Source organism: Nocardia sp. NPDC058518, from assembly GCF_042719655.1.
Classification (GTDB): domain Bacteria; phylum Actinomycetota; class Actinomycetes; order Mycobacteriales; family Mycobacteriaceae; genus Nocardia.
In genome coordinates this window covers 1-8,872 of record NZ_JBHXNJ010000023.1, presented here as the reverse complement: position 1 = coordinate 8,872, position 8,872 = coordinate 1, and the positions used below count along the sequence as shown (strand labels likewise).

At 68.0% G+C, this 8,872-nt stretch carries 7 protein-coding genes; 6 read left to right on the top strand and 1 reads right to left on the bottom strand.

The genetic code is table 11. The features are described 5' to 3' along the window. Positions 1-132: 132 nt before the first annotated feature. Positions 133-396, top strand: a complete 264-nt coding sequence (locus tag ACFWPX_RS30240) for a DUF2867 domain-containing protein (protein ID WP_378931177.1) — start codon at positions 133-135, stop codon at positions 394-396. A 98-nt stretch (positions 397-494) separates the two neighbouring features. Here ACFWPX_RS30240 and ACFWPX_RS30235 read toward each other — a convergent pair whose 3' ends face one another. Beyond that, positions 495-1,208: a TetR/AcrR family transcriptional regulator gene (locus tag ACFWPX_RS30235; RefSeq protein ID WP_378931175.1), complete on the bottom strand. Its 714-nt coding sequence runs from the start codon at positions 1,206-1,208 to the stop codon at positions 495-497. A gap of 131 nt (positions 1,209-1,339) precedes the next feature. On the opposite strand from ACFWPX_RS30235, the gene ACFWPX_RS30230 reads away from it, so the two are divergent. From ACFWPX_RS30230 to ACFWPX_RS30210, 5 genes are read left to right on the top strand one after another with little or no spacing between them, the layout of a single operon-like run. Beyond that, positions 1,340-2,977, top strand: a complete 1,638-nt coding sequence (locus tag ACFWPX_RS30230; protein WP_378931174.1) for an acyl-CoA carboxylase subunit beta — start codon at positions 1,340-1,342, stop codon at positions 2,975-2,977. An 8-nt stretch (positions 2,978-2,985) separates the two neighbouring features. Then, positions 2,986-3,798, top strand: coding sequence for an enoyl-CoA hydratase/isomerase family protein (locus ACFWPX_RS30225; protein ID WP_378931172.1), 813 nt, complete (start codon positions 2,986-2,988; stop codon positions 3,796-3,798). Next, positions 3,795-5,735 (top strand): biotin carboxylase N-terminal domain-containing protein, encoded by a 1,941-nt coding sequence (locus ACFWPX_RS30220; protein ID WP_378931170.1) that lies wholly within the window; start codon positions 3,795-3,797, stop codon positions 5,733-5,735. Before ACFWPX_RS30225 ends, ACFWPX_RS30220 begins: the two co-directional genes overlap by 4 nt. Continuing rightward, a complete protein-coding gene (locus ACFWPX_RS30215; protein WP_378931168.1) occupies positions 5,732-7,525 on the top strand; it encodes an acyclic terpene utilization AtuA family protein in 1,794 nt (597 codons plus the stop codon). The genes ACFWPX_RS30220 and ACFWPX_RS30215 overlap by 4 nt, the downstream gene beginning before the upstream one ends. Then, the gene (locus ACFWPX_RS30210) at positions 7,525-8,670 is read left to right on the top strand and encodes an acyl-CoA dehydrogenase family protein (RefSeq protein WP_378931166.1); all 1,146 of its coding nucleotides are present in this window, start codon (positions 7,525-7,527) and stop codon (positions 8,668-8,670) included. The genes ACFWPX_RS30215 and ACFWPX_RS30210 overlap by 1 nt, the downstream gene beginning before the upstream one ends. Positions 8,671-8,872: the final 202 nt, after the last annotated feature.

Here is an 8,872-nt window from a genome sequence, read left to right as displayed (position 1 = left end):
CCGGGGGGGGGGGGGGCGGACCACAGGCGGGTACAGCCGGGCGGGGGGCGGGGGGGGGGGGGGGGGGGGGGGCCGGGGGGGGGGGGGGGGGGGGCCCGCCCCCCCCCCCCCCGCGACCCCCACCGCCTGCACGTGGGCGAAGCGCTGGACTGGTGGCGGGTCGAGCACCTCGAACGCGGACGGCTGTTGCGATTGCGCGCGGAGATGCGCGTCCCAGGGAGTGGCTGGCTCGAGCTGTCGATCACCCCGACCGCCGACGGCGGTGCGCACTACCGGCAGCGCGCCCTGTTCGAACCACACGGCTTGGCCGGACATCTCTATTGGAAAGCGCTCAGCCCCTTCCACACCGTGATCTTCGGCGGGATGGCCCGCAATATCACCGGGGCGGCCGAATAACGTCGCCCCAGACCGCATGCAGGCACGGAACCCCTCTGCGTCGGTGAGTTCGCGGCACGCGACCATCAGGCTCGATGCACCGAGGCCGATATCCGCCGTTATCCCGGCACGCCGCCGTCACCTGTTCGTGGCTGGTCTTCTGCGTCTACCCGCGAGAGCAGTCGATCCAGTTTGGCGTCCATCGCCGCGAGCCGGTCGACGTCGAGAGTTGTTTCGTGTTGGGTGAGCAGCAAATCGACGGTCTGCTGTCCGGTGCGGCGCACTTGCAACGGTTTACCCGCGGCGATCTGGCCGCGCGCGGTGTGTTCCAGGGTTCCGAAGACCATGTCGCGCAACAGTGTGGCCGGTGTGGTCGCCGGTAGTCGGGCTTCGGACTGCAAGTCCTTGATGAGTGCGACGAACAGGCGTGTGTAGGCGCGGCTGCGGGCGTGCATGGTCGCGGCCAGTTCGGAATCGGGCGCGTCCTGGGCGCGGTGCACGAACACGCTGATGAGGTCCCAATCGGTTTCGATTCGGCTCGCCCACCCGTCGACGAGAACCCGGAATCGCTCCACCGTTGTCCCCGGACGGGCGAGCGAGCGTTCGGCCTCGGTCTGCAGGAGGTCGTAGAAATCGCTCATCACGGCCGTGAGCAGGCCGAGCTTGTTGCGGTAGTGCAGAAACACGGTGCCCTCGACGACACCGGCTCGCCGGGCAATCTCGGCGCCGGTCGCATCGAAGCCGAACTGGCGAAAGCACTCGTCGGCCGCCGCGCGAATAGCGTCGCGAGTCCGGTCGCCCTTGGTCTGCGTCTCGATGTGAGTGGTACTCATATCGAGATTATGGCAGCTACCGGCTCATGCGTCGAACTTGTGCATTGACTTCGGCAAGCCTCTGTGTCTAACTCATATGAGTGCGACTCAGGTATCGCTGAGTGGCACTCATGAAAGGTGGTTGCGCAAACGTGGCTGTGTACCGAACGCGGGTCGATCCCGGTTCCGCGGAGTTCCGATCGAACCGAGCGGCGATGCTCGCTCTGATCGAGGAGTTCCGCGAGCTGGAGGGGCGGGCCCGAACGGCCTCGGAGCGTTCGGCGGATCGGTTCTCGGCGCGCAAGCAGCTGCTGCCACGGGAACGGTTGTCGCGGCTGCTCGATCCTGGCGCGCCCTATCTCGAACTACAGAACCTCATCGGCTACGCGGCGACGGAGAACGGGCTGACCGATGCCGATCGCGCGACCTCGGTGCCGGGAGGGAGCCTGCTCGCCGGAATCGGCTTCGTCTCGGGCGTGCGGTGCGTCGTCGTGGTCACCGATTCGGGCATCAACGCCGGGGCGCTGTCGGCCTCGTCGCTGACCAAGATCATGCGGTGCCAGCGCATCGCGATGGAGAACCGGTTGCCGTTCGTGCACCTGGTGGAAAGCGCGGGCGCGAACATTCCGGCGTACCGCGTCGAGGGCTGGGTGCTCGGCGGCGAGATGTTCGCCAACCTCGCGCGCCTGTCCGCGGCCGGTATCCCCGTGATCACGGTGTTGCACGGCTCGTCGACCGCGGGTGGGGCGTACATGCCAGGACTGTCGGACGTCGTGATCGGCGTCCGGGGCCGCGGCAAGGCATTCCTGGCCGGTCCGCCGCTGCTCATGGCCGCCACCGGAGAGATTGCCACCGACGAAGACCTCGGTGGCGCGCAGATGCACGCCGACGTCTCCGGCCTGGTGGAATATCTCGCCGAAGACGACGGCGACGCCGTCCGACTGGTCCGTGAGGCAGTCGCGCGCACGGGCTGGGGCACCGGACAGTTACGCGGGGTACCGTCCGGATTCGCCGACCCTGTCTATGATCCGGACGAGCTGGCCGGGGTTGTTCCCCTGGACTACCGCCAGCCCTACGACGTCCGAGAGGTCGTCGCCCGCATCTCCGACGGCTCCGACTTCTCCGACTTCAAGGGCCGCTACGGTCCGCAGACGGTGTGTCTCGAGGGCGAAGTGCACGGGCGCGCGGTCGCTTTCATCGGCAACAACGGTCCCATCGACAACGAGGGCGCCACCAAGGCCGCGCATTTCATTCAGCACTGCTGCCAGCTGGGCACGCCCATCGTCTACCTGCAGAACACCACCGGCTTCATGGTGGGTACCGCCTACGAGCGTGGCGGCATGATCAAGCACGGGTCGAAAATGATTCAGGCGGTCTCGAATGCGACCGTGCCGCAGTTCACCTTCATGACCGGCGCCAGTTTCGGTGCCGGAAACTACGGCATGTGCGGGCGCGGTTACGCGCCGAGGTTCCTGTTCGGCTGGCCCGGTGCGCGCATCGGGCTGATGGGACCTGAGCAAGCCGGTACGACCATGCGCATCGTCGGCGAGGCCGCCGCGAAACGGCGCGGCATGGAGGTGCCCGAGGCGGTGCTGGCCGCCAACGAGCGTGCCGTGGTGGATCTGCTCGAGACGCAGTCCGACGCCTTCTATGTGTCCGGGCGTGGGGTCGACGACGGGGTGATCGACCCCCGCGAAACCAGAAATGTGCTCGGTTTCCTGCTCGCGACCGTCGACGAGGCGCAACAGATCGACCCCCGACCGGTCAGCTTCGGCGTGGCCAGGATGTGAGTGCGACGATGACAACAACTCTTCCCGAACTCGAGGGCATCCTCCTGGAGGAACGCGGTGGCGTCCTCTTCGTCACGTTGAACAGACCGAAGCAGCGCAACGCGCTCTCGAACGAGATGCTCGTCGGATTGTGCCGCGTGGCGGACCATATCGAGCAGGCACGCCCGCGTGCGGTGGTGCTGCGCGGGGCCGGTGGTACGTTCTGCGCCGGCGGCGACCTGAGCTCGTTTCGCAACGTGTTCCAGGGCGGTGCCCCCGATCCCGGGCAGATCGCCGCGGTGAACCGGACTTACGGCACCGCGCTGGCGGCATGGGATCGCTTGCCTGTCGCCGTCATCGTGGCGGTCGAGGGCGCGGCGATGGCCGGTGGTCTGGGTCTGGTGGCGATCGCCGATGTCGCGATCGCCACGACCTCGGCACGTTTCGCGCTCACCGAGACGAAGCTCGGTCTGACACCGGCGCAGATCTCGCCGTTCGTCATCGGCCGGATCGGGCTGCATCACGCGCGCCGGCTGATGCTCACCTCCCTGGTCATCGACGCCGCCGAGGCGATGCGGCTCACCCTGGTCGATGAGATCGTCACTGACAGCGCCGCGCTAGACGAGGCCATCGACCGGACGCTGAATCAGGTGTTGCGATGCGCGCCCGCGGCGAATGCCCTCACCAAAGAACTTGCACACACGGCGCTCGAAATGGACCGCGAGGCCCTACTCGACCATGCCGCCGCACGATTCGCCGAGACCATGCTCGGCGCCGAGGCACGCGAGGGTATCGCCTCGTTCCTCGGCAAGCGCGACCCGGAATGGGCGGTGACAGTATGAGATTCGATACCGTACTGGTGGCCAATCGCGGGGAGATCGCGGTCCGGGTGATCCGGACGGCGAAGGCGCAGGGCTATCGAACGGTCGCCGTCTATTCCGACGCGGATGCGAACGCGCCGCACGTGCTCGCCGCCGACACTGCCGTCCACCTCGGCGCGGCGCAGGCGGCCGAGTCCTATCTCGATGCCGGGAAGCTGATCGCCGCCGCGAAAAGCAGTGGGGCGCAAGCGATCCATCCCGGCTACGGGTTCCTGTCCGAGCGTGCCGACTTCGCGCAGGCGTGCGCCGATGCCGACATCGTCTTCATCGGGCCGACCCCCGACGCGATCCGTTCGATGGGCGACAAGGCCGCGTCGAAGCGGCTGATGGCGCAGGCCGGTGTGCCGATGCTGCCCGGCTATCAGGGGGAGGAGCAGTCCGACGAACGGCTGCTCGCCGAGGCCGAGCGGATCGGCATGCCGCTGATGGTCAAGGCATCCGCGGGCGGTGGCGGCAAGGGCATGCGGCTGGTCACCGAGCTGGGAGTCGTGGCCGAAGCCATCGCGGCCGCGCGGCGGGAGGCGTTGTCCGCCTTCGGCTCCGACGCTCTGCTGCTCGAGCGCGCCCTGCTCGGGCCCAGGCACGTCGAGATCCAGGTGCTGGGCGACGAGTACGGCAATGTCATCGCGTTGGGCGAGCGGGACTGCTCCATCCAGCGGCGGCACCAGAAGGTCGTCGAGGAGTCGCCGAGTCCGGCGCTGACGCCCGAACTGCGGCAGAAGATGTGCGATGCCGGGGTGACCGCCGCGGCGAGTATCGGGTATGTCGGGGCGGGCACCGTCGAGTTCCTCCTCGGTGCCGACGGCGAGTTCTCCTTCCTCGAGATGAACACCCGGCTGCAGGTCGAGCATCCGGTGACCGAACTGGTCACCGGCCTCGACCTGGTCGACTGGCAGCTGCGGATCGCGCAGGGCGAGCGGTTGACCATCGCGCAGGACGACGTCGTGCCGGCCGGGCATGCGATCGAGGTCCGGCTCTACGCCGAGGACCCCGCCAACGACTATCTGCCGGTGACCGGTGAGATCGTCGATTGGGAACCGCCGACCGGTGAGGGGATCCGGGTCGACTCCGGCATCGCCGCGGGCAGCGTCGTCAGCAGTCACTACGACCCGATGCTGGCCAAGATCATCGCCTACGGCAGCACGCGCGAACAGGCCCGCCGCCGACTGATCGGCGCACTGGAACGCACCAGGGTGTTCGGGCTCACCACCAACCGGGGGTTCCTCGTGCGGGTGCTGCGAGACAAGGCGTTCGCCGAGGGTGAGGCCACGACGGCCTTCCTCGGCGAGGTCGATCTCACCGGGCCTCCTGCGCATTCGCCCAGGCAGCTCGCGGTCGCGGCCGGCTGGCTGCATCGGGAGCGCGAGCGCAGGGTTGCGCAGCGTTCACCGGGTCTGGCCGGGTGGACGAACAAGGCCGCGCAGACATCGGTGGTAGTTCTCGACGGCAAGCAGATCGACCTCGAGCGCGACGGCCGCGGGCTCTCGGTCACCGTCGATGACACCACTCATCGCCTCACCTGGCACGGCGATCAGCTGCTCGTTGACGGCACCGCCGCGGCGGCGCAGGGACTGTGCCCGGACCCGGACCGGATCCTCCTGGCCTTCGCCGACCGTGACCTCGATCTGTCCGACACCCTGCTCGCACCACCGGATTCCGCGGCGACATGCGGCAGTGGCGTGCTCGGCGCGCCGATGCACGGCACCGTCACCACCGTGTTCGTCCGGGAGGGCGACACCGTGGCTGTCGGCACGCCGTTGCTGGTGCTGGAGGCGATGAAGATGGAGCGTCCCGTGGTCGCCGACGTGCCGGGCGTGATCGGCGAGATCACCACGGCCGGAAAGCAAGTGGCCGCCGGCGACGTGCTGGTACGTATCCGCACCGAGGAGGGTGAATGAAGACTGTGACCATCGGCGGCGCGGCGGGTATGTGGGGCGATTCGTATCTCGCGACCCCCCAGCTGCTCGCGGACGGACGCTGCGAATATCTCATCTACGAGTCCCTCGCCGAGATCACCATGGCGGTGTTGTCGAAGGCGCGCATGAAGGATCCCGGACAGGGCTACGCGCGCGACGTCATCCGGATCATCGGCGAGAACATCGCCGCCTTCGTCGACGGCGGCATCAAGGTGATCACCAACGCTGGCGGCATCAACCCGCACGCCGCCGCCGAGGTGTTGCGCACGGCGGCCGCCGTTGCCGGACGGACCGTGTCGATCGCGACCGTCACCGGCGACGACGTACTGCCACTGCTCGACTCGCTGCGTGATTCGGGGTTGCGCGAGACCACCCGCGGCACCCCGGTGCCGCAGCGGCCGATCAGCATGAACGCCTACCTCGGCGCCCGGCCGATCGCCGCGGCGCTGGCCGCGGGCGCCGATATCGTCGTGACGGGCCGGTGCGCGGACAGTGCGCTGGTCCTGGGTCCACTGATGCACGAGTTCGGCTGGGCGGTAGACGATTTCGACCAGTTGTCGCAGGGAAGTCTGGCCGGGCACCTGCTGGAATGCGGTCCGCAGTCCACCGGCGGGTTGCTCACCGACTGGCAGTCCACCGGCAGCTGGGCACGCAGCGGCTACCCGATCGCCGAGGTGCGCGCGGACGGCTCCTTCGTCGTCACCATCGCCTCCGGCACCGACGGTCTGGTCGACCGGCGCACCGTCGGCGAACAACTCGTCTACGAGATCGGTGATCCGGCGGCCTATCTGCTGCCCGACGTCGTCTGCGACTGGACCCAGGTTCGGCTGGCCGAGATCGGCCCGAACCGGGTGGCGGTGAGCGGCGCTCGCGGCATCGCGCCGACGCCGACGCTGAAGGCCTGCGCGCAGGTTCCCGACGGCGCCCGCGCGCAGATCATGTTCTTCCTCGGCGGGCACGACGCGGTGGCCAAAGGCAGACGGGTCGCCGCCGACATGGTGGCGCGCTTCGGAACCCTGTTGACGTACAAGGGATTCCCGGAACTCCAGGAGGTCCAGGTCGACGTCCTCGGTGCCGAGGACACCTACGGCCCGCATGCGCGGCGTGCCGTGGTGCGCGAAGTCTGGTTGCGCATCGCGTTACGCCACGACGACCCGGCGGCACTGTCGGCCGTGATCCGCGAGTTTCCCTCGATGGGACTGTCCGGTCCGCCGGGAATCGGCGGCGGTGGTGCGTTACCGACACCGTCACCGGTGCTGCGGCTCGACAGTTTCCTCGTGCCGCGTGAGCTCCTGCCCGCCCGGGTGGAGGTCGACGGTCGGGCTGTCGAGTTCTCGGACGTGCCACCGGAACTCTGTGAAACCGTCGACGGCCCACGCGGAGTCGACCCTGTCGCTGATTCGGCACCCGGTCGCGACACCGTCGAGGTACCGCTGCGTGCCATCGCGTACGGCAGATCCGGCGACAAAGGCGCCGACGTGAACGTCGGTGTCATCGCACGCCGACCCGAGTTCGAGCCGATCCTGCACGCGCAGGTGACGGCGAAGGCGGTCGGGAAGTACCTGGCCCACCTCGGCTCGACCTCGGTCCAGCGCTACGGCCTGCCGGGGTTGCACGCGGTGAACTTCCTGCTGCACGACGGACTCGGCGCGGGCGGCACCGCGTCACTACGCGTCGACCCGCAGGGCAAGGCCGTCGCCCAGCAGCTACTCGACATGCCCGTCGAGATCCCCGCCGCACTGCGATCCCTGATTTCGGACGAGGAGTTCTGATGACTGTGTTTTCGCCGGAGCACGAGCAGTTCCGCGATTCGGTGCGCCGATTCGTCGACGAGCGCATCAACCCGAACATCGACGAGTGGGAAGCGGCGGGCATGATCCCGCTGCACGACATCGTCACGCAGATGGCCGAACTCGGCTTCGTCGGCCTCGACTACGACCCGGCCTACGGCGGCCAGGGCGCCGATCATCTCTTCACACTGGTGCTGGCCGAGGAGATGGGCCGGGTCGATCACGGCTCGTTCCCGATGGCATTCGGCGTGCACAACTCGATGGCGACCCCGTCGCTGCACAAGTACGGCACACACGAACTGAAAGAACAGTTCCTCGCGCCCGCGATGCGTGGCGAGATGATCGCCGCGGTCGCGATCACCGAACCGGACGCCGGCTCGGACGTGGCGGGGCTGAAGACCCGGGCTCGCCGTGACGGCGACGACTGGATCATCAACGGCGCGAAGATGTTCATCACCAACGCGTTGCAAGCCGACTGGCTCTGCCTGCTCGCCCGCACGTCCGACGAGGGCGGCTTCAAGGGGATGAGCCAGATCATCGTGCCCACCGACACCCCCGGATTCTCGGTGGCGAAGAAGCTCGACAAGCTCGGTATGCGTGCATCGGACACCGGCATGCTGTCCTTCGACGACGTCCGTGTACCCGTGTCGAACACGATCGGCACCATCGGCCGCGGTTTCCAGCAGCAGATGGAACAGTTCGTGATGGAACGCATGTGGGGCTGCTATTCGGTGCCGTCCGGGATGGAGGTCGCGCTCGGTCGCACCCGCGATTACGCCAAGCAGCGCAAGGTATTCGGGCAGCCGTTGTCGTCGCAACAGTACCTTGCCTACACCTATGCCGAACTCGCCGCCGAAGTCGACCTGCTGAAGGTCTACAACCGCGATATCGCGCAGGCGTATATGCGCGGGGACAACGTCACCCGCAGTGCCACCATCGCGAAACTGAAGGCGGGCAGGCTCGTTCGGCAGGTCGCCGACTGGTGTCTGCAGGTGCACGGCGGCATCGGATACATGGAGGAGACCTGGACTGCGCGCTTCTTCCGCGACAACCGGTTGCTGGCGATCGGTGGTGGCGCCGACGAGGTGATGATGCGGGTCCTGTCGTCGATGGACGGCTTCGCGTGACGGCCCCGGCAGGGAATTCCCGGGTGTTGGCACCCGATGTGCTGAAGGGCCGGATCTGTGTGGTCTCCGGCGCGGGGACCGGTCTCGGGGGGGGCGCGGGGGGGCCGGGGGCTAAACCGGGCGGCGCACGCCGCGCGTCTTGTGTCGCCGCCGCCGCCCTGGGGGGAGTTAAAGACACCTAAATATCACAACAGTGTGTTCA